This window comes from Saccharothrix sp., from assembly GCF_031180885.1.
GTDB lineage: Bacteria > Actinomycetota > Actinomycetes > Mycobacteriales > Pseudonocardiaceae > Actinosynnema.
Genome location: NZ_JAPSLK010000023.1, coordinates 34,638 through 61,426 on the forward strand (window position 1 = coordinate 34,638; position 26,789 = coordinate 61,426).

General features: G+C 71.0%; 27 protein-coding genes. 23 read left to right on the forward strand and 4 right to left on the reverse strand.

Features of this window, described 5'->3' with window-relative positions; all coding sequences use genetic code 11:
* Positions 1–92 precede the first annotated feature (92 nt).
* The gene (locus tag RIN75_RS24405) at positions 93–2,195 is read left to right on the forward strand and encodes a M6 family metalloprotease domain-containing protein (RefSeq protein WP_309114334.1); all 2,103 of its coding nucleotides are present in this window, start codon (positions 93–95) and stop codon (positions 2,193–2,195) included.
* 29 nt (positions 2,196–2,224) lie between these two features.
* On the opposite strand, the gene RIN75_RS24410 is transcribed toward RIN75_RS24405, so the two are convergent.
* Complete coding sequence (locus RIN75_RS24410) at positions 2,225–2,998, reverse strand: LysR family transcriptional regulator (protein WP_309114335.1); 774 nt, start codon at positions 2,996–2,998, stop codon at positions 2,225–2,227.
* A 76-nt stretch (positions 2,999–3,074) separates the two neighbouring features.
* On the opposite strand from RIN75_RS24410, the gene RIN75_RS24415 reads away from it, so the two are divergent.
* On the forward strand, positions 3,075–3,812 hold the full coding sequence (locus RIN75_RS24415) for a hypothetical protein (RefSeq protein ID WP_309114336.1): 738 nt from the start codon (positions 3,075–3,077) through the stop codon (positions 3,810–3,812).
* Here the strand turns inward: RIN75_RS24415 and RIN75_RS24420 are convergent.
* The gene (locus tag RIN75_RS24420) at positions 3,733–4,119 is read right to left on the reverse strand and encodes a DUF4345 domain-containing protein (RefSeq protein WP_309114337.1); all 387 of its coding nucleotides are present in this window, start codon (positions 4,117–4,119) and stop codon (positions 3,733–3,735) included. The two genes, RIN75_RS24415 and RIN75_RS24420, sit on opposite strands and share 80 nt — an antisense overlap.
* 129 nt (positions 4,120–4,248) lie before the next feature.
* Between RIN75_RS24420 and RIN75_RS24425 the strand changes: the two genes are divergently transcribed.
* On the forward strand, positions 4,249–4,686 hold the full coding sequence (locus tag RIN75_RS24425) for an ester cyclase (RefSeq protein WP_309114338.1): 438 nt from the start codon (positions 4,249–4,251) through the stop codon (positions 4,684–4,686).
* 527 nt (positions 4,687–5,213) lie between these two features.
* On the opposite strand, the gene RIN75_RS24430 is transcribed toward RIN75_RS24425, so the two are convergent.
* Entirely contained in the window at positions 5,214–6,398 is a 1,185-nt protein-coding gene (locus RIN75_RS24430; protein WP_309114339.1) for a thiolase family protein, read from the reverse strand.
* 78 nt (positions 6,399–6,476) lie between these two features.
* Between RIN75_RS24430 and RIN75_RS24435 the strand changes: the two genes are divergently transcribed.
* The 13 genes from RIN75_RS24435 (at position 6,477) to RIN75_RS24495 (ending at position 17,983) form a co-directional block, all read left to right on the forward strand.
* Positions 6,477–6,965 (forward strand): MarR family winged helix-turn-helix transcriptional regulator, encoded by a 489-nt coding sequence (locus RIN75_RS24435; RefSeq protein ID WP_309114340.1) that lies wholly within the window; start codon positions 6,477–6,479, stop codon positions 6,963–6,965.
* 88 nt (positions 6,966–7,053) lie between these two features.
* Positions 7,054–8,469, forward strand: coding sequence for an MFS transporter (locus tag RIN75_RS24440; protein ID WP_309114341.1), 1,416 nt, complete (start codon positions 7,054–7,056; stop codon positions 8,467–8,469).
* A gap of 129 nt (positions 8,470–8,598) precedes the next feature.
* Positions 8,599–9,273, forward strand: a complete 675-nt coding sequence (locus tag RIN75_RS24445; RefSeq protein ID WP_309114342.1) for a glycoside hydrolase family 11 protein — start codon at positions 8,599–8,601, stop codon at positions 9,271–9,273.
* 130 nt (positions 9,274–9,403) lie between these two features.
* On the forward strand, positions 9,404–9,685 hold the full coding sequence (locus RIN75_RS24450; RefSeq protein ID WP_309114343.1) for a hypothetical protein: 282 nt from the start codon (positions 9,404–9,406) through the stop codon (positions 9,683–9,685).
* Positions 9,682–10,368 carry a hypothetical protein gene (locus RIN75_RS24455; protein ID WP_309114344.1) on the forward strand — a complete coding sequence of 229 codons (687 nt, stop codon included), beginning with the start codon at positions 9,682–9,684 and terminating at the stop codon, positions 10,366–10,368. Before RIN75_RS24450 ends, RIN75_RS24455 begins: the two co-directional genes overlap by 4 nt.
* Positions 10,369–10,522: 154 nt before the next feature.
* On the forward strand, positions 10,523–11,662 hold the full coding sequence (locus RIN75_RS24460) for a branched-chain amino acid ABC transporter substrate-binding protein (protein WP_309114345.1): 1,140 nt from the start codon (positions 10,523–10,525) through the stop codon (positions 11,660–11,662).
* Positions 11,659–12,549 (forward strand): branched-chain amino acid ABC transporter permease, encoded by an 891-nt coding sequence (locus tag RIN75_RS24465; protein ID WP_309114346.1) that lies wholly within the window; start codon positions 11,659–11,661, stop codon positions 12,547–12,549. Before RIN75_RS24460 ends, RIN75_RS24465 begins: the two co-directional genes overlap by 4 nt.
* A 2-nt stretch (positions 12,550–12,551) precedes the next feature.
* Positions 12,552–13,487, forward strand: coding sequence for a branched-chain amino acid ABC transporter permease (locus RIN75_RS24470; RefSeq protein ID WP_309114347.1), 936 nt, complete (start codon positions 12,552–12,554; stop codon positions 13,485–13,487).
* Positions 13,484–14,248, forward strand: a complete 765-nt coding sequence (locus tag RIN75_RS24475) for an ABC transporter ATP-binding protein (RefSeq protein ID WP_309114348.1) — start codon at positions 13,484–13,486, stop codon at positions 14,246–14,248. The genes RIN75_RS24470 and RIN75_RS24475 overlap by 4 nt, the downstream gene beginning before the upstream one ends.
* Positions 14,248–14,949, forward strand: coding sequence for an ABC transporter ATP-binding protein (locus RIN75_RS24480; RefSeq protein WP_309114349.1), 702 nt, complete (start codon positions 14,248–14,250; stop codon positions 14,947–14,949). The genes RIN75_RS24475 and RIN75_RS24480 overlap by 1 nt, the downstream gene beginning before the upstream one ends.
* Before the next feature lie 58 nt (positions 14,950–15,007).
* Complete coding sequence (locus tag RIN75_RS24485; RefSeq protein ID WP_309114350.1) at positions 15,008–15,910, forward strand: dihydrodipicolinate synthase family protein; 903 nt, start codon at positions 15,008–15,010, stop codon at positions 15,908–15,910.
* Complete coding sequence (locus tag RIN75_RS24490) at positions 15,907–17,298, forward strand: aldehyde dehydrogenase (NADP(+)) (protein WP_309114351.1); 1,392 nt, start codon at positions 15,907–15,909, stop codon at positions 17,296–17,298. Before RIN75_RS24485 ends, RIN75_RS24490 begins: the two co-directional genes overlap by 4 nt.
* A 25-nt stretch (positions 17,299–17,323) precedes the next feature.
* A complete protein-coding gene (locus RIN75_RS24495) occupies positions 17,324–17,983 on the forward strand; it encodes a GntR family transcriptional regulator (RefSeq protein ID WP_309114352.1) in 660 nt (219 codons plus the stop codon).
* On the opposite strand, the gene RIN75_RS24500 is transcribed toward RIN75_RS24495, so the two are convergent.
* Positions 17,980–18,933, reverse strand: a complete 954-nt coding sequence (locus RIN75_RS24500) for a LysR family transcriptional regulator (protein WP_309114353.1) — start codon at positions 18,931–18,933, stop codon at positions 17,980–17,982. The two genes, RIN75_RS24495 and RIN75_RS24500, sit on opposite strands and share 4 nt — an antisense overlap.
* A gap of 64 nt (positions 18,934–18,997) precedes the next feature.
* Here RIN75_RS24500 and RIN75_RS24505 point away from each other — a divergent pair, with 64 nt between their 5' ends.
* The 7 genes from RIN75_RS24505 to RIN75_RS24535 are packed head-to-tail and all read left to right on the forward strand — an operon-like array spanning position 18,998 to position 26,781.
* Entirely contained in the window at positions 18,998–20,677 is a 1,680-nt protein-coding gene (locus RIN75_RS24505; protein ID WP_309114354.1) for an ABC transporter substrate-binding protein, read from the forward strand.
* Positions 20,674–21,579 carry an ABC transporter permease gene (locus tag RIN75_RS24510; RefSeq protein WP_309114355.1) on the forward strand — a complete coding sequence of 302 codons (906 nt, stop codon included), beginning with the start codon at positions 20,674–20,676 and terminating at the stop codon, positions 21,577–21,579. Before RIN75_RS24505 ends, RIN75_RS24510 begins: the two co-directional genes overlap by 4 nt.
* Positions 21,576–22,553, forward strand: a complete 978-nt coding sequence (locus tag RIN75_RS24515) for an ABC transporter permease (protein ID WP_309114356.1) — start codon at positions 21,576–21,578, stop codon at positions 22,551–22,553. Before RIN75_RS24510 ends, RIN75_RS24515 begins: the two co-directional genes overlap by 4 nt.
* Complete coding sequence (locus RIN75_RS24520) at positions 22,550–23,359, forward strand: ABC transporter ATP-binding protein (RefSeq protein WP_309114357.1); 810 nt, start codon at positions 22,550–22,552, stop codon at positions 23,357–23,359. The genes RIN75_RS24515 and RIN75_RS24520 overlap by 4 nt, the downstream gene beginning before the upstream one ends.
* Positions 23,356–24,324 (forward strand): ABC transporter ATP-binding protein, encoded by a 969-nt coding sequence (locus RIN75_RS24525; RefSeq protein ID WP_375296013.1) that lies wholly within the window; start codon positions 23,356–23,358, stop codon positions 24,322–24,324. The genes RIN75_RS24520 and RIN75_RS24525 overlap by 4 nt, the downstream gene beginning before the upstream one ends.
* Positions 24,321–25,616, forward strand: a complete 1,296-nt coding sequence (locus RIN75_RS24530; RefSeq protein ID WP_309114358.1) for an alpha/beta fold hydrolase — start codon at positions 24,321–24,323, stop codon at positions 25,614–25,616. Before RIN75_RS24525 ends, RIN75_RS24530 begins: the two co-directional genes overlap by 4 nt.
* A 13-nt stretch (positions 25,617–25,629) precedes the next feature.
* Positions 25,630–26,781 (forward strand): M6 family metalloprotease domain-containing protein, encoded by a 1,152-nt coding sequence (locus tag RIN75_RS24535; RefSeq protein ID WP_309114359.1) that lies wholly within the window; start codon positions 25,630–25,632, stop codon positions 26,779–26,781.
* The last annotated feature ends 8 nt before the right edge of the window (positions 26,782–26,789 follow it).

Genomic DNA, 26,789 nt, shown 5'->3' on the forward strand with positions numbered 1-26,789 from the left:
CCGTCCCCCCTTCGTGGTCCACCGTCAACTGACAACGGCTGCGTCGCGCGCTGCGGCCGTTAGCGTGAGGAGATCATCCTCACGGAGGTGGTATGAACCACACACGTCGCGGGCACCGGCGTCCCGTCCTGGTGTTGGCCGCTCTCTGTTCGGTCGCCGCCCTGACCGCCGGCGGGACCTCCGCCACAGCCGCACCGCCCGAAGGCCCGCCGCACCCCTGGCAGTACGACCACTGGCCACAACAACAGCCCTGGCAGCAGTCACGGGATTCGGCGAGAGTCGCGGCGCAGGCCGGGTTCCCCGGCCCCATCGACCCGCAGAGCTGGGTGAACCCCGACCACATGACCTGGGAGCGCGACTACAAGAAGGTGCCCGGCACCAACTGGGCCGACCCCGACGTCAAAGGCTCGGTGCGCAACTTCAAAGGCGCCCTGGTGCTGCTCGACTACCCGAACCAGCCGTTCGTGGTCACCCAGCCCAAGCACTCCACCGTCTTCAACAACCCCAGCTCCGAAGCCCACGACGTCCCCCGCGACCAGGTCGCGCGGTTCTACCAGGACTTCCTCAACAAGCCCAACGCGCTCAACCGGGGCCACACCGTCCACGAGTACTGGATGGAGGACTCCGGCGGGCGCTACGGCGTCGACCTCACCGCGTTCGGCCCGTACACCATGCCGGGCAAGGACCACGAGTACGCGATGGAGTTCCAGGGCGGCACCGCCTGCCCGGCCGGGGACACCTGCACGCGGGACATCCGCACGGACGGGCGTGCCGCGTGGGTGGCCGACGTCGGGGCGCAGGTGCCGGCCGGGTTCGACTTCGTGTACTTCCTGTCCGCCGGCCAGGACGAGTCGGGGACGTGGCAGGAGTTCGGGATGATGAAGTTCCCGACCAAGGAGGACGTGCCCGACGCGTTCGGCCCGCCGGACGACGCGCTGCCGAACTGGTCGCGCACCCGGTACGTGGACTGGACGTCGTGGGCGGCCGGGTCGAGCCTGTGGCCCAACGCGGGCAACGGGTCGTCCACCCAGGCCGAAAGCTCGGGCCAGGGCGTGTACGCGCACGAGTTGAGCCACTTGCTCGGCATCGGCGACAACTACAACAACCCGTACTCCAACCCGCCGCGCCGCGCGTACACCGGCATCTGGGACATGCTGTCGCGCGGCTCGTTCAACGGTCCCGGCGGGCCGCACTCGCGGTGGGTCATCCCGGCGACCGCGGGCGGGTCGATGGGCGCGCAGCACGTGCTGCGCAACAAGATGAAGCTCGGGATCGTGGACGAGCGCAACGTGCTGCGCCTGTCCCGCGAGGCCCTGGCGGACTCCGGCGTGGTGATCGCCAAGGTCACCGCGCGGACCGTGCAGCCGGGACCGAACGGGTTGTCGGGCATCAACATCGCGATGGGCACCGGTGATCTGTCCCCCGCATGCGACGTGCGCACCGATCCGTTGTGCGACGGCGGCGGCTACCAGAACTACACCGTCGAGGTCGTCGACCGGATGGGGTCGGACTCGTTCACCCCCGACGCCGGCGTCCTGCTCGCCAAGACCAAGAACGAGGACCGCGCCCCGTTCGCGTGGGTGATCGACGCCAACCCGCAGGACATCGGCATGACCGACTACGTCCTGCCGGACGGGCGCAAGGTGCCCATCACGGTCGGCGACTACCGGCAGCTGTCCGACGCCCTGTTCCACGCGGGCACGAACTCCGGCAGCGAGTACGAGCACGTCGACCCGGCCAACCGGCTGCACTTCTACGTCCTGGACGTCAAGCACGACCACCAGGGCGTGCTGTCCTACACCGTCGCCATCCGCTCGCTGGACGGCAAGGGTCCGCAGCAGCGGGGCGTCCGCGTCCTGCCGACCGCCGGCCGGACCGGCTCGGACGGCGTGGCCACGTGCCACTTCCCGCTGTTCAACACCGGCCGCCCCGCCACCCCCGCAGGCGGGCACCCGGAGGACGTCGGCCAGTACCTCGACGGTGACGTGTACCGCGTGTCGGCGACGACGGCGGACGGCTGGGCGGTGTCGGTGCCCAACGCCCTGGCCACGGCGAAGTTCGGCGGCCAGGTCCACGTCCCGGTGCACGCCAAGCGCGACGGCGGCTCCCCGGTCGGCAAGGTGACGTTGACCGCCACCTCGGAAAGCGACCCGACCAAGACCGCGACCGCGTCCTGCACGGTGATCGGCCGCTAGTCCCCGCGCCTCGGCTGGACCTCCCCGGTTCAGCCGAGGCGCAGCCGTTCGACGCGGTGGACCAGGTTCGGGGACACCAGCGGCACACCCTTGCCGTTCGGCAGCACGGCCAACCCATGCCCGGCCGCCACCAGCGCCTGAAGGGCCGCGGTGTCCGCACCCCGGTACAGAGTCGCCGCCCGCAGACCTTGCGTCCCGAGGGCCTTCCGCAGATCTTCCAACGGAACGGCCGCGTCCGGCGCGTCGATCCACCTGGCATCGACCAGGTCGTCCAGCCTCAGCCCTTTCCGGCGCTCCAAGGGATGCCCCGGCGGCAGGGCCACCACCAGGGGCTGCTCAGCGACCACCGACGCCTTCACACCGACCGGCAGGTGCAGGGGGTCGCTGGGCGCCACCACCCCGTCCACGAAACCCACGTCGAACTCGCCCGTCGCGACCCCGGCGACGACCTCCGCACGCGGCAGAACGTGCAGCGTGCCGCGCACCTCACCCACCGCCGCGACCGCCGCCAACGGCGACGCCGCCACCACCGTCCGCGCAGGCGGTGGGGCCGCGGCCCGGCGAACGTCCGCCCGGGCCGCGTCCAAGCGAAGCAGGAGCGACGTGGCGTGCTCCAAGAGCCGTTCGCCGGCCGCAGTCGGAGCCACCGGCCGACGAGTCAGCAGCGGCACACCCAGGTCGTGTTCCAACCCGGCGATGTGCTGGGAGACCGCCGACTGGGTGTAGCCCAATTCAGCCGCCGCGGCGGAGAACGAGCCGAGGCGGACAACAGTCGTGAACGTGCGGAGCAGGTGCGGGTCCATCAGCATCAGTATCGCTTATCCACAGTGCACAGATCATCGTTGGACGTGAACCACCCACGCCCCGAAGATCGAACGCATGACACCACGCCTCGCCCTCGTCGGAGACCGGTCACCCCACGTCCGCTCGCACACTCGCGTCCCTGTCCTGCTCGAAGCCCTCCGCGAGCGCGAGCACCTCGACCTCGACGCCTACTGGGTGCGCACCGACGACGTCGCCGACCCGGCCGGCCTGACCGGGTTCGACGCGGTCTGGCTGCTGCCCGGAAGCCCTTACGCGTCAGAGGAAGGAGCGCTCGCCGCCGTCCGGTACGCCCGGGAGTACGGGGTCCCGTTCCTGGGCACCTGCGGCGGTTTCCAGCACGCCCTGCTGGAGTTCGCGCGCACCGTCTGCGGCCTGTCCACCGCCGCGCACGCCGAGGTCGACCCGGACGCCGCCGACCCGCTCGTCGCCCCCCTGGCCTGCTCGCTGGTGGGTCACGAGGGCTCGGTGCACCTGGTCCCGGGCACGCTCGCCGAACGCGTGCTCGCCGCCGACCGCACCGTCGAGCGCTACCACTGCAACTACGGCCTCAACCCCCGCCACCTGGACCTGTTGCGCGCGCACGGCATGGTCTTCAGCGGCCACGACACGGATGGCGAGGTCCGGGTGGCCGAGCTGCCCGACCACCCGTTCTTCCTGGGCACCCTCTTCCAGCCCGAACTGGCCGGCGACGGCACCCGCCCGCACCCCGTCATCACGGCGTTCGCGCGGGCCGCGTCAGCGACCAGTGCCACCACAGCAGCAGCGGCGGCAGCACCAGCTCGATCCCGATGAACACGACCATCAGCACGTGCGGCGTGCCGACCGAGACCAACGACACCACCCGCGCCAGACCCCCGACGAACACCGCCGCGCACACGTACCGCAGCACCTTGGCTGCCTCCCGGACCCGCCGCACCACCGACAGCAACGCCACCCCGAGGAACAGCCACAGGGCGGCGAAGAACCGGTAGTGGCTGTCCAGCGTCGGCACCGCCTCCGGCGCGCCGGGCAGCAACGCCGGCCCGACGACGACGTCCAACGACCCGGTGACCAGCATGAACAGCCCCAGCACGACCAGGACGCCCTGGAAAACCCGCATCCCATCCCCCTCCGTCGAACCGAGTCTCGCAGGCGGCTCCCGAGAACAGGCCGGGCCGTTCGGCACTAGTGCGAACGGAGCAGCGGGGCGCAGGCTCGACCTAGCCAAAGAGCTCCGAGGAGGCGGAAGATGACATCGAAAGAAGAGCTGCTGCGGCTGGACGACGAGGGCACCGAAGCGTGGAACCGCCACGACGTGGACGGCTTCCTGGACACCCTCGCCGACGACTTCGAGTGGACCGACGACGACGAGCCCGCACCAGTCCGGACCCGCGAGGACGCGCGCCGGATGATGCAGGCGTGGCTCACCGCGTTCCCGGACATGCACATCGACGTGGTCAACCGGGTCGTGGGTGACGACGCGGTCGCCGGCGAACTGCGCTTCACCGGCACCAACACCGGCCCACTGGTGATGGGCGGCGCGACCATCCCACCGACGGGCCGCAAGGTCGACACGTCCGGCACGTACTTCGTCAAGACGGCGGGCGGAAAGGTCAGCGAGTTCCACACCCACGCCAACACCTTCGGCATGATGGCCCAGCTGGGCCTGGTAGGAGCCGCCGGCTGACCCTTTCGCGCTTGGGGGCCAACCGGCTGCCCCCTCCACCGCCACTACGCCCGGCTCTGTCGGTCCCCCATGGGACAATGGAACCGGGGGCCGGAGGCCACGCCGCAGCAGCACCACGCGCCGAAGCCCACGCCGCCGCGCAACCCAAGCGGCCACGCCACCACAGCGCCCACGCGGGACGGCCACGCCACCGCGACACCCCAGGCTGGCCGCCACCCCACGGCAGGCTGGCCGCCACCCCACGGCAGCACCGCGCCCTACGCCACAGCACCGCGCGCGCCGCAACGCCATCCACCGCACAACCCGCGCGGGCGCCGCGCCGCCGCCCCACCCGCACGGCCGCCCGCCGCACCGCCTGGGCGGCCGCCCCACCCGCCGCCGCCGCACCGCGCCACCCGTGCCACCTGGGCGGCGGCGCCAGCGCGCCACCGCGCAACCCGCCGCGCCCCGGGCGGCCGCGCCGCCGCCCAACCCGCGCGGCCCGCCGCCGCCCTACCTGGACGGCAGCGCCACCGCCCCACCGCAGGTCAGGCCAGGTTCTCCAGGATCGTCGCGTTGGCCAGCCCGCCCGCCTCGCACATCGTCTGCAACCCGTACCGCCCACCCCGAGCCCGCAACGCGTGCACCAGCGTCGTCATCAGCCGCGCCCCACTCGCCCCCAACGGGTGACCCAACGCGATCGCCCCGCCGTGCACGTTGACCTTCGCCGGGTCCACCCCAGTCTCCGCCTGCCACGCCAACACCACCGACGCGAACGCCTCGTTGACCTCGAACAAGTCGATGTCCCCCAGCGACAACCCACCGCGCCGCAGCACCCGCTCGGTCGCCGGGATGACGCCGGTCAGCATCAGCAGCGGGTCGGAGCCCGTCACCGCGAACGAGTGCAGCCGGGCCAGCGGGCGCAGGCCGAGGCGGGCGGCGGTCTCGCTGCTGGTGATGAGCAAAGCCGCCGCGCCGTCGTTGATCGGGCTGCTGTTCCCGGCCGTCACCGACCAGTCGATCTGCGGGAACCGCTCGGCGAACCCGGGGTCGGCGAACGCCGGGCGCAGTCCCGCCAGCACCTCCGGCGTAGTACCGGGCCGCACCGACTCGTCCGCAGCAACCTCGCCCAGTGGCGCGATCTCACCCTCGAACAGCCCGGCGTCCCGCGCAAAGGCGGCCTTGCGGTGGGAGTCGGTCGCGAAGCGGTCCATCGCGTCCCGGCTCAGCGACCACTTGGCCGCGATCAGCTCGGCGCTGATCCCCTGGGGCACCAGACCGTCCGGGTAGCGGGCGGCCACCGACGGCCCGAACGGGTCCGCGCCGGGCGGCACGTTGGACCACATCGGCACCCGGCTCATCGACTCGACCCCGCACGCGATCACCACGTCGTACGCCCCCGCCATGACCCCCTGCGCGGCGAAGTGCACGGCCTGCTGGGAGGACCCGCACTGCCGGTCCACCGTGGTCGCGGGCACCGACTCGGGGAACCCGGCGGCGAGCAGCGCGTACCGGGTGGTGTTCATCGCCTGTTCGCCGACCTGGTCCACGCACCCGCCGATGACGTCGTCCACCAGCCCGGGGTCGATGCCGGACCGGTCGACGACCGCGCGCAACGCGTGGGCGAGCAGGTCCACCGGGTGCACGTCGGACAGCGCGCCGCCGGGCTTGCCCTTGCCGATGGGCGTCCGCACCGCCTCGACGATCACCGCATCCTGACTTTTGATTACCATAGCCAGCATCCTAGCTGACTATGACATCCTCAAGCCAGCGACCATCCCGTCGCAGATAATCCCGATACCATCGCAACCATGTCCGCTCTGGCACCCGCACGCACCGAGTCCGACCTGTCCTTCCTCCTCGACCACACCAGCCACGTCCTGCGCACCCGGATGGCCGCCGCCCTCGCCGAGATCGGCCTCACCGCGCGCATGCACTGCGTCCTGGTGCACGCCCTCGAAGGCGAGCGCACCCAGATCCAGCTCGCCGAGATCGGCGACATGGACAAGACCACGATGGTCGTCACGGTCGACGCCCTCGAAAAAGCGGGCCTGGCCGAGCGCCGACCGTCCAGCACCGACCGGCGCGCCCGGATCGTCGCGGTCACCGAGAAGGGGGCGGAGCTAGCGAAGCGGAGCCAGGAGATCGTCGACGGCGTCCACCGCGCAGCCCTCGACTCGCTGCCCAAGGAGGACCGCGACGCCCTCCTCCACGCACTGAACCTGCTGGTCAACAACCACCTCGCCACCCCCTCCCCGGCACCCGCGGGCGCCCGCCGCGCCCGGGAGAGCACCAAGTGAACCCGTAAGAGATTGTCTGCAACGAAACTATCCGCTACGGTTCCTCCTGTCGGCGCCCGAAGTCGGCACCGGAACAGGAGCGAAAACCGTGTCCACCACCCTCGAAACACCCCGCCGGGGCCGCTGGGCCGCGCTGGCGGTGCTGTCCGCCGCGATGCTCATGACGATCCTCGACGGCAGCATCGTCACCGTGGCGATGCCCGCCATCCAGCACGACCTGGGCTTCTCCCCCGCCGGCCTGAGCTGGACGGTCAACGCCTACCTGATCGCGTTCGGCGGCCTGCTCCTGCTGGCCGGCCGCCTGGGTGACCTGATCGGCCGGCGCACCGTCTTCCTCGCGGGCAACGCCCTGTTCACCGCCGCCTCGCTGCTCGCGGGCCTGGCCACCACCCCGGGCCTGCTGATCGTGGCGAGGTTCCTCCAGGGCGCGGGCAGCGCGCTGGCCTCGGCGGTCGTGCTGGGCATCCTGGTCACCCTCTTCACCGACCCCGCCGAACGCGCGAAGGCCATCGGCGTCTTCAGCTTCACCGGGGCGGCGGGCGCGTCCATCGGCCAGGTGCTGGGCGGTGTCCTCACCGACGCGCTGAGCTGGAACTGGATCTTCTTCATCAACCTGCCGATCGGCGCGGCCACCATCCTGTTCGCCCTGCGCACCCTGCCCGCCGACCGGGGTTCCGGCCTCACCGCCGGCGCGGACGTCATCGGCGCCGTCCTGGTCACCACCGGCCTGATGCTGGGCATCTACACCGTGGTCAAGGTCGAGGAACACGGCTGGCTGGCCACGCGCACCCTCGTCCTCGGCGCGCTCTCGCTGGCACTGCTGGCCGCGTTCGCCGTCCGCCAGCACACCGCCAAGACCCCGCTCATGCCGTTGCGGCTCCTGCGCGACCGCACCGTCGTGGGTGCCAACCTGGTGCAGGTGCTGACGTTGGCCGCGATGTTCGCCTTCCAGATCATCGTCGCGCTCTACATGCAGAAGGTGTTGGCGTACAACGCTTTGGCCACCGGCCTGGCGATGCTGCCGGCGGCGGTGTCGATCGGCGCGGTGTCCCTGTTCGTGTCGGCCCGGCTGAACACCAGGTTCGGCGAGCGCAAGGTCCTCACCGCCGGGCTCGCGCTCCTGCTGGCCGCGATGCTGAAGCTCACCACCGTCCCGGTGGACGCGGACTACGTCACCGACCTGCTGCCGGTCATGGTCCTCATCGCGGGCGGCGGCCTGGTCCTCCCGGCCCTGGCCGGTCTGGGCATGTCCACCGCCAAGCCGGACGACGCGGGCCTGGTCTCGGGCCTGTTCAACACCACCCAGCAGGTCGGCATGGCCCTCGGTGTGGCCGTGCTGTCCACTTTGGCCGCTGCGACCACCCGGGCCGACCGCGCCGCCGGCGTCCCGGAACCGGCCGCCCTCACCGCCGGCTACCACGTGGCCTTCACCATCGCCGCCGCCCTGCTGGCCGCCGCCATCGCCGCGACCCTCACCGTGCTGCGCAAGCCCCGCCATGCCTGAACCCTCCTGCGGGCGGCGGCGCGGAGTTTCGAAGGGTTGCGAAAACCGTTGACCTGCGCCGCGCCACCGCCCAAAACTCGGTGGATCCGCCGCCACCATTCCATCCTCAGCGACGAGGGGAAGAATTCCGTGATCAAGTTCAAGGTCGGCCGCCGGCGCGGCCTGTTCCGGGCGCTGGTCGGCGGCGCGTGCGCGGTGCTGGTCACCGCGCTGGTCCCGGCCGGCGTGGCGAGCGCGGCGGTGTGCCACAACCAGACCGGCACGCACAACGGGTACTACTACTCGTGGTGGAGCGACGGCGGCGGGTCCGCGTGCATCGAGCTGGGGTCGGGCGGCAACTACAGCACGTCCTGGCGCAACACCGGCAACTTCGTCGGCGGCAAGGGGTGGGCGAACGGGTCGCGCCGCACGGTGTCGTACTCGGGCACCTTCAACCCGTCCGGCAACGGCTACCTGACCCTGTACGGCTGGACGTCCAACCCGCTGGTGGAGTACTACATCGTCGACAACTGGGGCACCTACCGGCCCACCGGCCAGTACAAGGGCACCGTGACCTCCGACGGCGGCACGTACGACATCTACCAGACCATGCGGTACAACGCCCCGTCCGTCGAGGGCACCAAGACGTTCCCGCAGTTCTGGAGCGTCCGGCAGCAGAAGAAGACCGGCGGCACCATCACCACCGGCAACCACTTCGACGCCTGGTCCCGCGCCGGCATGCGGCTGGGCAACTTCAGCTACTACATGATCATGGCGACCGAGGGGTACCAGAGCAGCGGCAACTCGAACATCACCGTCCGCTGACCCGACGCCGGTGGGGCCGCGCGCCCCACCGGCGCCTTTTGTCAAACACTGTCAAACCGCGCGCACGCCCACCGCGACCACCGCGCCACTACAACTGGGACACCAGAACCGCTACCGGTGGAGGCGGACCATGTCCCTGCGGTGGGCGACACCCCTGCTCGTCGCCTTGACCCTCCTCTTATCCCCGAGCACAACCCGTGCGACAGCAGAGCCGCAGGACTGCAAGATCACCTCGCCCGCCGAAGGCTGGCCCGGCGGCGTCCCCGGCCACAACACCAGACTGCACCGCACCGCCTCCTACGGCCGGTTCCGCTTGGCCGTGGACGCGCGCCCGCGCTGGTATCGGATGAGCGTGTGCGGCCACGCGCCCAACGACGTCGCCCTGGGCACGACGCCCAGTTCGACAACGTGACGCTGGACGGGAAGACGATCAAGGCCGGGGCCGTGTTGGGCACCGACTGGGGCAGCCACCGGCACCTGCTGGCCCACGAGGGCGGGCACACCATCAGCCTGCCGGACCTGTACGGCGGTCCTGGCGGTCACGGTTACATCGGCAGTTGGGACCTGATGGGCAACCTCGGCGGGGTCGCGCCGGACCACTTCGCGTGGCACAAGTGGAAGCCGGGGTGGTTGGACGACAACCAGATCAGCTGCGTCCGAACCTGGAACACCTCCGTGACCACCACTTTGTCCCCTGTCGAGACTGCCGGGGGCACCAAGGCTGCGGTCGTCCGTTATGGCAACAGCACAGCCTATGTCGCCGAGGTCAGGGCACGGTTGGTCAACGACTCCCGCGCGTGCAAGACCGGTGTCCTGGTGTACAAAGTGGACAGTGTTGTTGCTTCTGGCTCCGGCCCGGTGCGCGTCATGGACTCCCGTCCGGCGTCCGGTGGCCGCGGCGGCAGGGTTGGCGGCACGACGGTGGTCGAGATCCGGGGCGCGGCGTCGGTGCGCGGCGGGGCGTGGACGACGAGCACGGCGGACCTCAGCGGGTTCGGCGCGCAGACGGTCCAGCTGACGATCGAGGTCGGCGACGTGGAGGGTGGCAGTCTGCTCGAAGCGGGAGTGGACGACATCTTGATCACCCGAGCCTGAGCAGTCACGCGCACCGGGACGGCCCCGACGCCTCCCGGTGCGCGCACCCCTCCCCACGACCAAGCCAGCACCGACTCTTGTCAGTGCAATTGCAATGTGACATGGTGTGCGCCACCTCGCTCCACCACAGTGGTCCTCACCTGCGGAGAAGCACATGCAACGGTCGACACTCCTCCTCGCCGGCACCGCCCTCCTCACCTCCCTCCTCACCGCGTGCAGCGGCGGCCTGCTCGGGTCCGAAAAGGCCGCCGAAGGACCCATCCGGATCGGGATGGCGGTGCCGCTGTCCGGGTCGAGCGCCCCCATCGGCCCGAACATGAAGAACGGGGCGCAGCTCGCCGTCGACGAGATCAACGCCCAGGGCGGGCTGCTCGGCCGCGAACTCGAACTCGACGTCGAGGACGAAGCCTGTGACGCCACCTCCGCCGTCGCCGCCGCCAACAAGCTGGTCAGCGCCGGGGCCGTGATCTCCGTCGGCGGCTACTGCTCCAGCGCGACCCTGCCCACCCTGCCCGTGTTCGACAAAGCCGACATCCCGATGATCATCCCGGCGGCCAACTCCGAGCAGCTGGTCCAGCAGAAGCTCCGCTCGGTCTTCCTGATCAACCCCACCGGCGCACAACAATCCGAGGCCGCTATCCAGTTCATCCGCAAGCGGCAGGCCAGGACCGTGGCCGTGCTGGACGACAACACCAGCTACTCCACCGACATCGCCAAGCGCACCACGGAACTGGCCAAGCAAGCCGGGATCACCGTCACGAACACCTCCGTCACCCCCGGCGAGAGCGACTACGGCTCCACGGTCACCAAAGTCCTCTCCGGCAACCCCGACTTCGTCTACTGGACCGGCTACTTCCAGGAAGGCGGCCTGCTGGTCGACCAGTTCCGCCGGGCCGGGTACGCCAAGGACTTCATGGTCGCCGACGGCAGCGTGGACCCGTCCCTGGCCTCGATCGCGGGCGGCGCGGACGGGGTGTTCGCGACCATGACCCAGACGCCGGACACGATCGAGGGCGCGGGTGACTGGATCGCCAAGTACCGCAAGGCTTTCAACGCCGAACCCGGCCCCTACTCCACCCAGTCCTACGACGCCGTCCGGGTCGCCGCCGAAGCGATCAAGAAGGCGCAGACCACGGACGGCAAGAAAGTGGTCGAAGCCCTCGAACAACTCAAGGACTTCCCGATCTTCTCCGGCCCCCTGACCTTCAACGACCGGCACACCCTCTCCCAGGGCGGCTTCCAGATCCTCGTGGTCAAGGGTGGCAAGTTCGTGCTCCAGGACTCGCTGCGATGATCCAACTCGTCTGGGACGGCCTGTTCGTCGGCTCGTTCTACGCCCTCGTCGCCCTGGGCTACTCGATGGTCTACGGCATCATCAAGCTGCTCAACTTCGCGCACGGCGACATCTACATGCTCGGCGCGTTCGCCGGGTTCGTGGTGCTGTCCGGCGTGGGCGGGGTGACGGCGGCGTTCTCGGTGGTCGCCCTCGTCGGCGCGCTGGTGGCGGCGATGGCCGTCACCGGCGGGCTGGGTGTGCTGGTGGAGCGGGTGGCCTACCGACCGTTGCGGGGGTCGCCGCGGCTGGCCGTGCTGATCACGGCGGTGGGTGTGTCGTTCACGCTGGAGTACGGGGTGGCGGCGGCGGGTGCGAACCCGAGGGTGTTCCCGGTCCGGGTGGAGAGCCAGGCGTGGCAGGTGCTCGGGGTGCGGATCACTCTGGCGCAGTTGGCGTTGATGGCCATCGCGGTCGGGCTGATGATCGCGCTGGACCGGTACGTCAACCGCACCTCGACCGGACGGGCCATGCGCGCCATCGCGTTGGACCCCAAGGGCGCGTTGCTGATGGGGGTCAACGTCAACGCGGTCATCTCGCGGACGTTCTTCATCGGCTCGGCCCTGGCGGGCGCGGCGGGCGTGATGGCGGGCGCGTACTACGGGAAGATCGAGTTCCTGATGGGCTTCCTGATCGGCCTCAAGGCCTTCACCGCCGCCGTGATGGGCGGCATCGGCAACATCCGGGGCGCGATGCTCGGCGGCCTGCTGCTCGGCCTGCTCGAAGCGTTCGGCGCGCACTTCCTCGGCGGCGAGTGGCGGGACGTGTTCACCTTCGCCGTCTTGATCGTCTTCCTGTCCGTGAAGCCCACGGGGTTGCTCGGCGAACGCGTCTCGGAACGGGTGTGAGCATGGGCAGGTGGGTGGGGCCGGCGGGCCTCTTGGTGGCGGTGGCGATCCCGTTCGTGGACGCCTCGCCGTACACGCTGAACGTGCTGACGACCGCGGCGATCTTCGTGATGCTCGCGGCCGGGTTGAACATCGTCGTCGGCTACTGCGGCCTGCTGGACCTGGGTTACGTAGCCTTCATGGCGGTCGGCGCCTACACGTCCGGCATCCTCTCCACGGCGTTCGAACTCCCTCTGCTCTACACGATCCCGGCCGTGCTGGTGGTGGCGGTGTTGGCAGCGCTGGTGATCGGTGCGCCGACACTGCGGCTGCGCAGCGACTACCTGGCGATCGTGACGCTCGGGTTCGGCGAGATCATCCGGATCACCGCGACCAACCTGGACTTCACGGGCGGGCCGACGGGCATCTTCGGCATCCCCGGGATCGACGTGGGCGGTCCGGCGGGGTTCTACTTCGTCTGCGTGGCCGTGGTGGCGTTGGCGGTGCTCGGTTCGGCGCGGCTGGAGCGGTCGCGGTTGGGGCGGGCGTGGATGTTCATCCGGGAGGACGAGGACGCCGCCGAAGCGATGGGCGTCAACACCTACCGCGTGAAGCTCCTCGCGTACGTGTTCGGCGCGATCTGGGGCGCGTCGGCGGGTGTGCTGTTCGCCGCGCACCTGTCGGCGGTGTCGCCGCAGAGCTTCGTGTTCCTCCAGTCCGCGCTGGTGCTGATGGCGGTGGTGCTGGGCGGGATGGGCAGCGCGCGGGGTGTGGTCGTCGGCGCGGTGGTGATCAGCGTGGTGCCCGAGGTGCTGCGGGATCTCGGCGCGTTCCGGTACGTCTTCTTCGGGGTGGTGCTGGTCGTGGTGATGGTGTTGCGGCCGCAGGGGTTGTGGCCGGTGCGGCGGCGGGAACCGGAGCGGGTCGATGCGCCTGTGCAGGAAGGAGTGCGGGTGTGAACGCCTTGCTGGAGGTGCGCGACCTGGGGATCTCCTTCGGGGGCGTGAAGGCCGTTGACGGGTTGACCTTTTCGGTGGGGCGCGGGGAGATCGTGTCCGTCATCGGGCCGAACGGGGCTGGCAAGACGTCGGCGTTCAACTGCGTGACCGGGTTCTACAAGCCGTCGCGGGGACGGGTTGTGTTGGACGGCAGCGACATCACCGGCTGGAGCCCGTTCGCGGTCGCGGCGGCGGGGGTGGCGCGGACGTTCCAGAACCTGCGGCTGTTCCCAAATTTGACCGTGTTGGACAACGTCCGGGCCGGGATGCACCTGCGGGGTGGGCAGAACGCGTTCGACGCGCTGCTGCGCACGCCCCGGTTCAAGCGCGCGGAGCGCTTTCTGACCGAGGAAGCCCACCGGTGGCTGGACTTCGTCGGGTACGAGGGTCCGCGCGGCGGGCCGGTGCGGGACCTGCCCTACGGGCGGCAGCGGCAGGTGGAGATCGCCCGCGCGCTGGCCCGCGAGGCGCCCCTGGTGCTGCTGGACGAGCCGGGCGCGGGGCTCAACCACGGCGAGAAGGGCGCGTTGCTGGGGTTGATCCGGCGGATACGGGACCTGGGGCGGACGGTCGTGCTGATCGAGCACGACATGGGGCTGGTCATGGAGGTCTCCGAACGGGTCGTGGTGCTCGACCACGGCCGGGAGATCGCCGACGGCACGCCCGCGCAGGTCAAGGCCGACCCGGCGGTGGTCGAGGCGTACCTGGGACGGGAGGGCTGATGCTGGAGTTCACCGACGTGCACGTGCGGTACGGGCACGTGGAGGCGCTGCGCGGGGTGTCGCTGCGGGTGGAGCGGGGCGAGATCGTGGCCCTGCTGGGCAACAACGGGGCGGGGAAGTCGACCACGTTGTGCGCCGCGTCCGCGCTTGTGCCCCTCTCGAAAGGCACGATCTCGTTCGACGGGGAGCCGTTGCCGGACAAGCCTTGGGATGTGGTGCGCGGCGGGCTGGTGCACGTTCCCGAGGGGCGGCGGGTGTTCAGCACGTTGACCGTGTTGGAGAACCTTCAGCTGGGCGGGTTCGCCTGTCAGGACAAGGCGTCGGTCTCCCGGCGCATCGACGGTGTGTTCGACCTGCTGCCGTTGTTGGCCAAGCGGCGGGGTCAGCAGGGCGGCACCCTGTCCGGCGGCGAGCAGCAGCTGGTGGCCATCGGCCGGGCGCTGGTGGCCGGACCCCGCGTGCTGATGCTGGACGAGCCGTCGATGGGGCTGGCGCCGCTGATGGTGGCGGCGGTCATGGACGTGGTCCGGCGGATCAACGCCGAGGGCACCACGGTGCTGCTGGTCGAGCAGAACGCGCGAGCCGCGCTGGGGATCACCCACCGCGGCTACGTGCTGGAGAACGGCGTGGTGACCCTCTCCGGCCCGGCGTCCGTGCTCGCCGAGGACCCCCGGGTGGTGGAGGCGTACCTCGGTTCCTGACCGGCATCCCCCGGAAGGGGGTCTCGCGCCGGCCAGTGCAATGTCACATACTACTCGCGTGAACGGAGAACCTGTGAAGCACCCCTGGCGCGGCATCCACGTCGCCACCGCCCTGCCCTTCCGCGACGACCTGAGCGTCGACTTCGACGCGTACGCCGCCCACGTGGCCTGGCTGGCCGAGAACGGCATGGACGGCGTCACGCCCAACGGCTCGCTCGGCGAGTACCAGACCCTGACCGCCGAGGAACGGGCGCTCGTCGTGCGCACGGCGGTCGAGGCCGCGCCCGACGGGTTCCGCGTGATGCCCGGCGTCGCGGCCTACGGGTCGGGCGAGGCGGTGCGGTGGGTCGAGCAAGCCGCCTCGGCCGGTGCCCAGTCGGTCCTGCTGCTGCCGCCCAACGCGTACCGGGCGGACCGGGCGACCGTCGTCGCGCACTACCGGGAGGCGGCCAAGGTCGGCGTGCCGGTCGTGGCCTACAACAACCCCTATGACACCAAGGTCGACCTGACCGTCGATGTGCTGGCTGAGCTGCACGGCGAGGGCCTGATCGTGGCGGTGAAGGAGTTCTCGGGCGATGTGCGGCGGGCGTACGAGATCCGGGAGGCCGCGCCGGAGTTGGACCTGCTGATCGGCACGGACGATGTGCTCGTCGAGTTGGCGCTGGCGGGCGCGGTGGGGTGGATCGCCGGGTACCCCAACGCGCTGCCGGCGGTGTGCGGCGAGTTGTACGGGCTGGCGGTGGCGGGTGACCTGGGTGCGGCGCTGCCGCTGTACCGGGACCTGCACTCGTTGCTGCGGTGGGATTCGAAGACGGAGTTCGTGCAGGCGATCAAGCTGTCCATGGACGTGGCGGGGCGGCCGGGTGGCCCGTGCCGGCCGCCCCGGTTGGCGTTGACGGCCGAGCAGGCCGCGCGGATCACGGCGGACACCGAGGCGGCGTTGGCGAAGGGGTACCGGTGACCTCGGTCGAGGAGGTCCACGCGGCGGTCGAGGCGGCCGACCGGGTGTGGCAGGACGGGTTCGACCCGGTCGGGGTGCTTCGGGCTATCGCGGATCGGTTGGAGACGGCTGACCTGTTGGGGGTCGCGGAGCGGGAGACCCGGTTGCCGGCGTCGCGACTGCGTGGGGAGTTGACCCGGACGACGTTCCAGCTCCGGTTGTTCGCGGAACTGGTCGAGACGGGTGCTCATTTGGGGGTGCGGATCGACCGCGCGGACCCGGACTGGCCGATGGGTGCGCCCCGGCCGGACCTGCGGCGGGTGCTCCAGCCGGTGGGGCCGGTCGTGGTGTTCCCGGCGGGGAACTTCCCGTTCGCGTTCGGGGTGGCGGGCGGGGACACGGCGTCCGCGCTGGCCGCCGGGTGCCCGGTGGTGGTGAAGGCGCATCCGGGGTATCCGGAGCTGTCCGACCTGACCGGGGAGTTGGTGCGGGACCTGGGTGTGGTGACCGTCGTGCACGGCGAGGAGGCCGGGCGGGCGGCGTTGACCCACCCGTTGGTGAAGGCGGGTGCGTTCACCGGGTCCGTGCGGGGCGGGCGAGCTTTGTTCGACCTGGCGGCGGGACGGCCGGAGCCGATCCCGTTCTACGGGGAGTTGGGCAGCGTCAACCCGGTCTTCGTGGCGCGGGACGCGGCGGGGAGTCGGGCTCGGCGGATCGCCGAGGAGGCGGTGGCGTCGTTCACCACGGGCGCGGGGCAGTTGTGCACCAAGCCCGGGTTGTTGCTGGTACCGGAGGGGTGTGCGATCCCGCAGGAGTTGGCGTCGCTGGAGTTGCCGGTGGCGCCGATGCTCAGCGAGCGGATCTCGGAGGGTTACCGGGATGCCGTGGCCTCGGTCCCCGGGGATGGCGTGACCGAGTTGGTGGTGGGTGACGGGCCGGTTGTGCTCTTGACCGACCTGCGGCGGGTGTTGGGGGACTTCGAGGCGTTCACGCGGGAGTGCTTTGGGCCGTTCCTGCTGGTGGTCACGTACGCGGAGGACGCGGAGGTGGTCGAGTTCGCGCGGCGGCTGGAGGGGCAGTTGACCGCCACCGTGATCGCCGACGAGCCGTCCGGGTGGGTTGAGGAGCTGGTGCGGGTGTTGGCTCGGCGGGCCGGGCGGTTGTTGTGGAACCAGTGGCCGACCGGGGTGTCGGTGACGCACGCCCAGCACCACGGTGGCCCTTGGCCGGCGACCACGGCCGCGGGCAGCACGTCGGTGGGGACGGCGGCGGTGGAGCGGTTCCTGCGGCCGGTCGCGTACCAGAACTTCCCGTCGGACCTGCTCCCCGGCGTGCTGCGGGACGACACGCGGGCGCCCGCCCTGGTGGACGGCAGGTTCACGGAAGGAGCCCTTACGATGCGGTGGTGAGCACCGAGACCAGGAGACCGCGCTGGTGAACATCCCGAGCATCGGCCCGGTCGAGAAGGTCAGCCTGCGCGACCGCGTGGCGCACGCCCTGCGAGCGGCGGTGATCTCCGGCGAGATGGAGCCGGGCGTCGTCTACTCCGCGCCCTCGCTGGGGGCGCGCTTCGGGGTGTCCGCCACGCCGGTCCGCGAGGCGATGCTCGACCTGGTCCGCGAGAACCTGGTGACCATCGTGCCCAACAAGGGCTTCCGGGTCACCGAGGTGAGCGAGAAGGACCTGGACGACATCACCCAGGTCCGGATGCTGATCGAGCCCCCGGTCGTGCGTGATGTGACGCCGTTGATCCCGGAGGAGGACTTCGCCGGGTTGCGGGAGATGGCTCAGCGGATCGTGGACGGTGCGGTGGCCGGGGACCTGGTCGAGTACACCGAGGCGGACCGGCGGTTCCACCTGGCGTTGCTGGCGTACGCGGACAACTCGCGGATCACGGACCTGGTGTCGGACCTGCGGGCGCACACGCGGTTGTACGGGCTGGCTTCGCTGTTGGAGCAGGGGGAACTGGAGGCGGTGGCGCGGGAGCACTTGACCATCGTGGAGACGTTGGAGTCTCGGGACGCGGCGGCGGTCGAGGAGCTGCTGAGGGCGCACATCAGCCAGACCCGGGGGCGCTGGGCCAAGCCTTCCTAGGAGCAGGCCGGGACGCCCCGGGACTGCTGCCACTTGCGGTAGGCCGGGGAGCGGTCGCGGGCCTCGTTGTAGGACTGGGTGACCAGGCACGCGATCGTTTCGCCGGTGGTCGCCAGCGGGCCGTCGCGGTGCCAGGCCAGGACGTGTCTGAAGTGGATCGGGTCGCCGACGATCGGGCGGACCGCGATGCCCGGGACCTCGTCGAACGTCGGCTGCACCAGGCTCACCGCGTGGCCGTGGCGGACGACCTCCACCAGCAGCCTGCCCTCCGCCTCGTAGCGGATGCGCATCCGCCTGCCGACGCCCAGGGCCACGCGTGCCCAGTACTCCGGGGTGCGGTCTTCCGGCCTGGGGACGGCCCAGTCCTGCTCCAGCAGGTCGGCCAGCTCGACCTCGTCCTGGTCGGCCAACGGATGCGTGGACGGCACGATCGCGAAGACCGGCTCGGTGACGATCGGGCGCAGGATCACGCCCGGGGGTGCGGGGAGTTCGTAGCCGGGGCTGTCGCCGACGATCGCGGCCTCCAGGCGTCCGCCGGCCACGTCGTCCAGCAGGGGTTGGGGGGTGTGGTGGCCGCGTGAGGTCACGTCCGCGTGGGGGTGGATCGTGCGCACGGCGCTGATCAGGCCGCCCAGGAGCGGGGCGGGGGCGGAGCCCAGGCGGAAGCGTTGGGTTCCGGCCTTTCTCGGGGCCACGGCGGCGGTGTTCATGAGGTCGTCGAGGGTGGGCAGGACCGCCTGGGCACGGGCCAGGACCACCTCGCCGAACGACGTGGGCACCACGCCGTTCTGGCCGCGCTCGAACAACGTGCCGCCGAGCATGGTCTCGATGCGGCGCAGTTGGGCGCTCAAACCCGGCTGGGTCTGGTGCAGTGCCGCCGCCGCGCGGGTCAGGCTGCCGGTTTCCGCGATGGCGCAGATCGCGCGCAGGTGCCGCACCTCCAGCTCCATAACGCGATGTTAGTGGGAGGTGGGAGGTTCCTGGGCTGGTTGGCGCGAGGAACTCTTCTGTGCCATGTCACAGTGCACTAGAGTCGGGCTGGTCGCGGTGGTGGGGATGCTCGCCCTCACCGCGTGCAACGGGAGCAGGGCGCAGGGCGGGTCGACGGGTGAGGCCGTGCGGGGCGGCACGTTGCACGTGCTGGCGAGCACGGACCTGGAGCACCTCGACCCGGCGCGCAACTACGTCACGTCGTCGCAGAACGTGGCCCGGCTGATCTACCGGACGCTGACCACGGTCGCGCCGAAGCCGGGGCAGGCGGGCGGCGAGATCGTGCCCGACCTCGCGACCGACACCGGCAGGCCCAGCGACGGCGCGAAGACGTGGACCTTCACGCTCAAGGACGGGGTCAAGTTCGAGGACGGGCAGCCGATCACCAGCAAGGACGTGAAGTACGGCGTGGAGCGGTCCTTCGCGCCGGACCTCCCGGAAGGCGCGCCCTACGCGCGGATGTGGCTGGTGGGCGGTGATCGTTACAAGGGTCCTTACGAGAACCCCGGCGGGCTGGCGTCGATCGAGACGCCGGACGACAAGACGATCGTGTTCCGGCTCAACCGACCGGTCGCGGACTTCGGGTCCGCCGCGTCGCTGCCGCTGTTCGCGCCGGTGCCCAAGGAGCAGGACACGGGTGTCGGGTACGACGGGCGGCCGGTGTCGTCCGGGCCGTACAAGATCGAGAAGTTCGAGCCCAAGAAGCGCCTCGAACTGGTGCGCAACACGCATTGGGACCCGAAGACCGACGAAGTTCGCAAGGGGTTGCCGGATCGGGTCGTGTTGGAACTGAACCTGGATCCGGCGGTGGTGGACCAGCGGTTGGTGGCCGGGCAAGGGGCCGATGCCGAGGCGATCGCGATGGAGCCGATCGGGGCGGCGACCGTGGGCCGGGTGGTGAACGATCCGGCGTTGAAGGACCGGTTGATCACGGGCGAGTCGATCAACACCCGGTTCCTGACGTTGAACACCCGGCGTGCGCCGCTGGACAACGTGAAGGTGCGGCAGGCGATCGCGTTCGCGCTGGACAAGGACGCGTTGCGGACCGTGCGGGGCGGGCCGATCGCGGGTGACATCGCCACCACGCTGCTGCCGCCCGGGCTGGCGGGGCACGCGGCCGACGACCAGTTCCCCAGCGCGGACGGCAAGGGTGATGTCGCCAAGGCCAAGGCGCTGCTGGCCGAAGCCGGGCTGGCGCAGGGGTTCGCGGTCACGCTCGACGCGCCCTCGACCGCCGGTGGCAAGGCGCAGGGCGAGGCGGTGCAGGCGGCGCTGGGCCGGGTCGGGATCACGGTGACGATCAACGCGATCAGCCCGTCCGCCTTCTACAGCACCATCGCCAACACCGCGCAGATGCACGACATGGCCATCGACGGCTGGACCCCGGACTGGGCCGGCCCGTCGACCTACCTGCCGCTGATCTTCGACAGCCGGTTGATCACCAGCGAGGGCAACAACAACCACTCGCAGTACCACTCCGACGCGGTCAACAAGCGGTTCGACGAGATCGCCGCGCTGGCCGACCCGGCCGCCGCCGCCACCGCGTACGGGGAGCTGGCCAAGCAGATCGCGCGGGACGTGCCGGTGGTGCCGTTCCTGTGGGACAAGGCCGCGATCCTGGTCGGGCCGAAGGTCGCCGGCGCCTACGGGCACGTGGCGTACGTGGGGCGCGTGGACCTGGCGACCGTGGGGCTGCGCAAGTGACGGTGCTGCCGATCACCCGGCCGGCCGACGTGCCGCCGCTGCGGAGGCTGCTGCGCCAGCCCTCCGCGGCGGTGGCGCTGGTCGTCGTGGTGCTGCTGGTGTTGATGGCGGTGTTCGCGCCGCTGCTGGTGTGGACGTCGCCCACCGAGTTCGACTCGGCGGCCGTCGACCCGGCGCTGGGCGGGCTGCCGCGCGGGGCGTTCGGCGGGATCAGCGCCGAGCACCCGTTGGGCGTCGAGCCGGTGAGCGGGCGGGACGTGCTGGCCCGGATCGTCTACGGGGCACGGGTTTCGCTGCTGATCGCGGTGCTGGCGACGCTGGTGTCGGTGGTCGTGGGGACCGTGCTCGGGTTGGTCGCCGGGTTCTTCGGCGGCGTCGTGGACGCGGTCGTCGGGCGGCTGATGGACCTGCTGATGTCCTTCCCCAGCCTCATCTTCATGATCGCGTTGATCTCGGCGTTGCCGGAGGCGAACCGGGAAGCGTTGCTGGTGCTGGTGTTGGGCGGGTTCGGCTGGCCTTACGTGGGGCGGATCGTGCGCGGGCAGGCGATGGTGCTGGCGCGGGGTGAGTTCGTGGCGGCGGCTCGGGCGTTGGGTGCCCCGCGGAGGGCCTTGTTGTTGCGGGAGGTGTTGCCGAACCTGACGACGCCGGTGCTGGTGGTGGCGACCATGTCGATCCCCGGGTACATCGCGACCGAGGCGGGGTTGTCGTTCCTCGGGGTCGGGGTTCGGCCGCCGACGCCGTCGTGGGGGCAGATGATCGCCTCGGCGGTCCCCTGGTACGCGGCCGACCCGGCGTACTTCCTGATCCCGGGCGGATTCCTGTTCGTCACCGTGCTGGCGTTCAACGTGCTCGGGGACGCGGTGCGCGATGTGCTCGACCCGAGGAGCGTGCGGCGGTGATCCTCTACACGGCACGGCGACTGGTCGGCGCGGCCGGCATCCTGCTGGTGATCTGCGCGTTGACGTTCGCGGTGTTCTACCTGATGCCCGCCGACCCGGCACAGGGCGCGTGCGGCAAGGCGTGCAGCCCGGAGCGGATCGCGCAGATCCGGGCCACGCTGGGGCTGGACCAGCCGTTGCCCACGCAGTTCGCGGCTTATCTCGGCGGGATCGTCGCGGGGCGCACGTACGGGTCGCTGGAGTGCGGGTTCCCCTGCCTGGGGTTCAGCTTCCAGACCAACCAACCCGTGTGGGACGCGCTGACCAGCCGGTTGCCGACCAGCGTGTCCATCGCGGCGGGCGCGGCGCTGTTGTGGCTGCTCGTGGGCTGCACGGCCGGGGTGGTCGCGGCGCTGCGGCGGGGCACGGTGTGGGACCGGGCGGCCATGATCGCGGCACTGGGCGGGGTGTCGCTGCCGATCTACCTGACCGCCCTGCTCTCCCAGTACGTGCTGGTGGTGCAGTTGGGGTGGCTGCCCTACCCGCGCGAGGTCGCGCTGACCGACGACCCCGTCGGCTGGTTCCAGTCGATGCTCATGCCGTGGTGCACGCTGGCCATGCTCTACGCCGGGGTGTACGCGCGGATCACGCGCAGCGAGGTGCTGGAGAACCTCGGGCGCGACTACGTCCGCACGGCCCGCGCCAAGGGGTTGCCCGAGGTGACGGTGTTGCGGCGGCACGCGTTGCGGCCGGCGTTGATGCCCGTGGTGACGATCTTCGGCATGGACCTCGGCGCGCTGCTCGGCGGCGCGCTGATCACCGAGTCCGTGTACGGCCTGCCCGGCGTGGGCAAGCTCGCCGCGGACGCGATCAACTCCGCCGACCAGCCGGTGATCCTCGGCGTGACGCTGTTCGCGGCGGCGTTCGTGGTGCTGGCCAACGTGGCGGTGGACCTGGTCTACGCCCTGCTGGACCCGAGGGTGAGGACGGTATGAGCCTGCTGTCGGTACGGGGCCTGACCGTCGACTTCCCTTCAGGCGTGCGCGCCGTGGACGGGCTGGACCTCGACGTCGAGGCCGGGCGGGTGCTGGGCGTGGTCGGCGAGTCGGGCAGCGGCAAGTCCGTGACCAGCCTCGCGGTGCTCGGGCTGCTGCGGAACGCTCGGGTGTCCGGGGAGATCCGGTTCGCGGGGCAGGACCTGTTGTCGTTGGGACCTAAGGCGATGCGGGCGTTGCGCGGCGACCGGATGGCGATGGTGTTCCAGGACCCGTTGTCCTGCCTCAACCCCTACTACCCGGTGGCGTTCCAGATCGCCGAGGCCTACCGGGCGCACCGCCGCGCCTCGCGCAAGGCCGCGCACGCCCTGGCCGTGTCGATGCTGGAACGCGTCGGCATCCCCGAGGCGCGGCGGCGGGCGCGGTCCTACCCGCACGAGTTCTCCGGCGGGATGCGGCAGCGGGTCATGATCGCGATGGCGCTGTGCCTGGAACCGGACCTGCTGGTGGCCGACGAGCCGACCACCGCGTTGGACGTCACCGTGCAGGCGCAGGTGCTGGACCTGTTGCGGGACCTGCGGGAACGGTCCGGCACGGCGATCATGCTGATCACCCACGACATGGGCGTGGTGGCGGGCCTGGCCGACGACGTCGTGGTGATGCACGGCGGCAAGCGCGTCGAGGCGGGGCCGGTGCGCGAGGTCTTCCACTCCCCCGTCACCGCCTACACGCGCGGCCTGCTCGACTGCGTCCCGCGCGTGGACGGGCCACTGCCGCACCGGCTGCCGACCGTGGAGGTCCCGTGAGCCTGCTGGAAACCACCGACCTGGTGAAGCGCTACCCCGTGCGGCACCGGCTGACCCGCAGGCGGATCGGCGAGGTCAGCGCGGTGGACGGGGTGGACCTGGCGGTCGACCGGGGCGAGACGCTGGGGCTGGTCGGCGAGTCCGGGTGCGGCAAGTCGACCGTGGGGCGGCTGCTCACCCGGCTGGACACGCCGACGTCGGGCACGGTCCGGTTCGACGGCCGCGACATCGGGCCGTTGCGCGAGGACGAGCTGCGGCCCGTGCGGCGGGACCTCCAGATCGTGTTCCAGGACCCGTTCTCCTCGCTCAACCCCCGGCACACCGTGCGGCAACTGCTGTCCGCGCCGTTCCGGTACCAGGGGCTGGAGCCCACCGAACCGGTGGAGGACCTGCTCAAACGGGTCGGGCTCAAGCCCGAGCACGCTTCCCGCTACCCGCACGAGTTCTCCGGCGGTCAGGCGCAGCGCATCGGCATCGCGCGGGCGCTCGCGCTGCGGCCCCGGCTGGTGTTGTGCGACGAGCCGGTGTCGGCGCTGGACGTGTCGGTGCAGGCGCAGATCCTGAACCTGCTGCGGGACCTCCAGGACGAACTCGGGCTGAGCTACGTGTTCATCGCCCACGACCTGGGCGCGGTGCGGCAGGTGAGCACGCGCGTCGCGGTGATGTACCTGGGTGTGGTCGTGGAGAGCGCCGACCGGGACGCGTTGTTCGGTCGCGCGGCACACCCGTACACGCACGCCCTGCTGTCCGCGGTGCCGGTGCCCAACCCGGATGTCGAGCGGGGTCGGGAGCGGATCGTGCTGCGCGGCGACCCGCCGAGTCCGTTGAACCCGCCCAGCGGTTGCCGGTTCCGCACCCGGTGCCCGAAGGCCGCCGACGTGTGCGCCGTGGAACGCCCGGTGTTGCGCGAGATCGCCCCCGGCCACCGCGTGGCCTGCCACTTCCCCGAAGAAAGGACCCCATGAGCCCGTTCCACGAGCCGCGCCGCGCGTACGCCCTGCCCGGCATCGCCGTGCGCGAGCACGTCTTCACCGTGCCGCTGGACCACCACGACCCCGGCGGGCGCACCACGGAGGTGTTCGCGCGGGAGTTGGTCGACCCGGCGCGGGACGCGTTGCCCCTGCCGTGGCTGCTGTTCCTGCAGGGCGGTCCGGGCGGCAAGTCGCCGCGTCCGCTGCGGTCGACGGACGGGTGGCTGCGGCGGGCGCTGGAGACCCACCGGGTGCTGCTGCTCGACCAGCGCGGCACCGGCCGCAGCACCCCGCTCACCGCCCGCACGGCCGCCGGGTTTTCCTCTGCGGGTGCGTTGGCCGACCACCTGGCGTTGTTCCGGGCCGATTCGATCGTCGCCGACGCGGAGTTGATCCGGCGGCGGCTGTGCGGGGATGAGCCGTGGGAGACGTTGGGGCAGAGCTACGGCGGGTTCATCACGTTGGCGTACCTGTCGTTTCACGCTGATGGCTTGCGGGCCTGCCACATCGCGGGTGGGCTGCCCGACCCGACCGGCACCGCGGACGACGTCTACGGGTTGACCCACCACCGGGTGCGGGAGAAGTGCCGGGCGTTCTACGAGCGCTACCCGCAGGACGTGGACGTGGTACGGCGGATCGCGTCCTTGCTGGAGGCGGAGGACGTGCGGCTGCCCGACGGTGACCGGTTCGGCGTGGGGCGGTTGCGGGCGTTGGGGCTCGTGCTGGGCATGGGCGACGGGCCGCAGCGGCTGCACTGGCTGCTGGACGAGGCGTTCGGGGCGGACGGCGCGTTGAGCGACGCGTTCCGGCACCAGGTGATGGCGTTGACGGGGTTCGTGGAGAACCCGCTGTTCGCGGTGCTCCAGGAAGCGGCCTACTGGCAGGGCGCGGCGACCGGGTGGTCGGCCGAGCGGGTCGGGCGGCGGTTCCCGGAGTTCGCGGCGGACGCCGACCCGTTGCTGTTCACCGGCGAGATGTTCTACCCGTGGATGTTCCGCGAGATCAGGGCGCTGCGGCCGTTCGGCGAGGCGGTCGAGTTGATGGCGCAGCGGTCCGACTGGCCGGCGTTGTACGACCCGCAACGGTTGCGCGCCAACAAGGTTCCGGTCGCGGCGGTGGTGTACCACGACGACATGTACGTCCCGGTCGAGCTGTCGCTGAAGACCGCGGCGGCACTGGGCTCGTCCCGGGTGTGGATCACCAACGAGTGGGAGCACGACGGGATCTCGGCCTCGGGGGACCGCGTGCTCGCACGCCTGCTCGACATGACCACCGGCAACGTGTGATGGGAGCCGGCCAATGCGTAGTCGATCCCTGCTGTTGACCGCGCTGACTTCCGTGCTGTTGGCCCTCGCGCCGCCCGCGACGGCAGACGCCGCTTCGGCTTCGGCGTGCGCCCTGCCGGGGCGGACCGGGTGGACCGACGAGGGGCACGACACCGACCGCGTCCAGTTCCAGCCTTCGGTGGGCGCGCGTCGGGTGCTCATGCTGTTCGTGGACTTCCCCGACGCTCCTGCCGTTGACACCACTGCGGATTACGAGGCCCTGTTGGCGCCGGCGGACGGGTGGCTGCGGGAGGCGTCCTACGGCCGGGTGTCGTTGGCGGTGACGCCGTTGCGGCGGTGGTTGCGGATGCCGCAGGTGTCCACTTCCTACGGGTTCGACCGGGGGATCACGTTCGAGCAGCACGAGCTGTACCTGCGGCAGGCGGTGGCCGCGGCGGACCCGTACGCCGATTTTTCGCAGTACGACATGGTGTACGTGGTGGCGAACCGGGCGGCGAGCGCGATCACGTTCTCCCCCACGTATTTGTACGACCGGCAGACGGCGGGGGTGGTGGCGGACGGGACGCGGGTGAAGTGGGCCGTGACGTATGGGCAGGACATGTGGCGGTGGGGCCACAAGGTCGTGGCGCACGAGACCGGGCACACGTTCGGGCTGCCGGATCTCTATGCGTTCACCGCGCCGGGTCACCAGTACGTGGGCGGGTGGGATGTCATGGGGCTGATCTCCGGCCCCGGGCCGCGTTATTTCGGGTGGCACGCGTGGAAGTTGGGGTGGATCGACGACTGGCAGGTGAACTGCGCGACCACGCGGGGGCGTCGAATCGTCGGGTTGAACAGTGGCGGGACCGCTGGTGGCACGAAGATCGCGGTGGTGCGGACCGGGGAGACGACCGCGTACGTGGTGGAGTCGCGGCGTGCCACCGGTTTGGACGCGCGGGCGTGCTCGACCGGTGCGCTGGTCTACCGGGTGGATTCGGCGGTGCGGACCGGGTCCGGACCGATCCGGGTGCTCAACGGCAATCCCGGGGTGACACCGCCGGCGGGGTGTGCGGCGCTGGACATGGCGGCGCTGCGGCCGGGGCAGGCGGTCCAGGACGGTCGGGTGCGGGTGGAGGTGCTGTCCGCGGACACGGGCCGTGACCTGGTCCGGATCACCGTGTCCTGACGTGGTGA

Excerpts from the sequence above, each read along its gene's own strand:
- RIN75_RS24480 (WP_309114349.1), top strand. The coding sequence starts at position 14,248 with ATGCTGGAGTTCACCGACGTGCACGTGCGGTACGGGCACGTGGAGGCG.
- RIN75_RS24470 (WP_309114347.1), top strand. The coding sequence starts at position 12,552 with ATGGGCAGGTGGGTGGGGCCGGCGGGCCTCTTGGTGGCGGTGGCGATC.
- RIN75_RS24430 (WP_309114339.1), bottom strand. The coding sequence starts at position 6,398 with ATGGTAATCAAAAGTCAGGATGCGGTGATCGTCGAGGCGGTGCGGACG.
- RIN75_RS24450 (WP_309114343.1), top strand. The coding sequence starts at position 9,404 with ATGTCCCTGCGGTGGGCGACACCCCTGCTCGTCGCCTTGACCCTCCTC.
- RIN75_RS24425 (WP_309114338.1), top strand. The coding sequence starts at position 4,249 with ATGACATCGAAAGAAGAGCTGCTGCGGCTGGACGACGAGGGCACCGAA.
- RIN75_RS24465 (WP_309114346.1), top strand. The coding sequence starts at position 11,659 with ATGATCCAACTCGTCTGGGACGGCCTGTTCGTCGGCTCGTTCTACGCC.
- RIN75_RS24420 (WP_309114337.1), bottom strand. The coding sequence starts at position 4,119 with ATGCGGGTTTTCCAGGGCGTCCTGGTCGTGCTGGGGCTGTTCATGCTG.
- RIN75_RS24505 (WP_309114354.1), top strand. The coding sequence starts at position 18,998 with ATGTCACAGTGCACTAGAGTCGGGCTGGTCGCGGTGGTGGGGATGCTC.
- RIN75_RS24500 (WP_309114353.1), bottom strand. The coding sequence starts at position 18,933 with ATGGAGCTGGAGGTGCGGCACCTGCGCGCGATCTGCGCCATCGCGGAA.
- RIN75_RS24460 (WP_309114345.1), top strand. The coding sequence starts at position 10,523 with ATGCAACGGTCGACACTCCTCCTCGCCGGCACCGCCCTCCTCACCTCC.
- RIN75_RS24410 (WP_309114335.1), bottom strand. The coding sequence starts at position 2,998 with ATGGACCCGCACCTGCTCCGCACGTTCACGACTGTTGTCCGCCTCGGC.
- RIN75_RS24535 (WP_309114359.1), top strand. The coding sequence starts at position 25,630 with ATGCGTAGTCGATCCCTGCTGTTGACCGCGCTGACTTCCGTGCTGTTG.
- RIN75_RS24405 (WP_309114334.1), top strand. The coding sequence starts at position 93 with ATGAACCACACACGTCGCGGGCACCGGCGTCCCGTCCTGGTGTTGGCC.
- RIN75_RS24435 (WP_309114340.1), top strand. The coding sequence starts at position 6,477 with ATGTCCGCTCTGGCACCCGCACGCACCGAGTCCGACCTGTCCTTCCTC.
- RIN75_RS24520 (WP_309114357.1), top strand. The coding sequence starts at position 22,550 with ATGAGCCTGCTGTCGGTACGGGGCCTGACCGTCGACTTCCCTTCAGGC.
- RIN75_RS24415 (WP_309114336.1), top strand. The coding sequence starts at position 3,075 with ATGACACCACGCCTCGCCCTCGTCGGAGACCGGTCACCCCACGTCCGC.
- RIN75_RS24530 (WP_309114358.1), top strand. The coding sequence starts at position 24,321 with ATGAGCCCGTTCCACGAGCCGCGCCGCGCGTACGCCCTGCCCGGCATC.